2 protein-coding genes are annotated in these 786 nt (G+C 69.8%); both read left to right on the top strand.

The features are described 5' to 3' along the window. Positions 1-143 precede the first annotated feature (143 nt). A complete protein-coding gene (locus AXW62_RS35805) occupies positions 144-554 on the top strand; it encodes a DUF742 domain-containing protein (protein ID WP_030844623.1) in 411 nt (136 codons plus the stop codon). Beyond that, positions 535-786, top strand: a 252-nt coding sequence (locus tag AXW62_RS35800; RefSeq protein ID WP_174556468.1) for an ATP/GTP-binding protein, incomplete at its 3' end; no start/stop codon positions are given. The genes AXW62_RS35805 and AXW62_RS35800, both read left to right, overlap by 20 nt.

Raw genomic sequence — 786 nt, 5'->3', positions numbered from 1 at the left:
TCCGCGCCGAACTGCAGGGCAGCCTGTTGAACTGACCGATCGACCATCCGACGCCCGTCCGCCCGGTCCCTGAGCCGGGCGGGCCCCCCACCGGCACCGACCGACGGCGCGACCGTCACCTTGTTGTCCGACCGGAGGATCCAATGACCCCGCCCCCTGCCCCGCCCGGCCCGTACGGCGGCCATCACCAATCGCCGTACGGGGGTGAAGGCGACCAGCCATTGGTCCGCCCGTATGCCATGACCGGTGGCCGCACCCGGCCGCGCTACCAGCTCGCCATCGAGGCGCTGGTCAGCACCACGGCCGACCCCGTGCACCTGCAGGGGCTGCTCCCCGAGCACCAGCGGATCTGCCATCTGTGCCAGGAGGTCAAGTCGGTCGCGGAGGTCTCGGCGCTGCTGAACATACCGCTGGGTGTGGCGCGGATCCTGGTGGCGGACCTGGCGGAGGCCGGCATGGTGGCCATCCACCAGCCCGGGGGCGGTTCGGAAGCGGGCGGGACCCCGGATGTGACACTGCTCGAAAGGGTGCTCAGTGGACTTCGCAAGCTCTAGCGGTGCAGCCCGCTCCACCACCTCCGCGAAGATCGTGGTGGCGGGCGGCTTCGGCGTGGGCAAGACCACGTTCGTCGGCGCGGTCTCGGAGATCAACCCGCTGCGCACCGAGGCCGTGATGACCTCCGCCTCGGCGGGGATCGACGATCTGAGCCATGTCCAGGACAAGACCACGACGACCGTGGCGATGGACTTCGGCCGCATCACGCTGGACGACGACCTGATCCTCTAT

It is taken from the genome of Streptomyces hygroscopicus subsp. hygroscopicus, from assembly GCF_001553455.1.
GTDB lineage: Bacteria > Actinomycetota > Actinomycetes > Streptomycetales > Streptomycetaceae > Streptomyces > Streptomyces hygroscopicus.
This window is presented reverse-complemented; position numbering and strand designations above follow the sequence as displayed.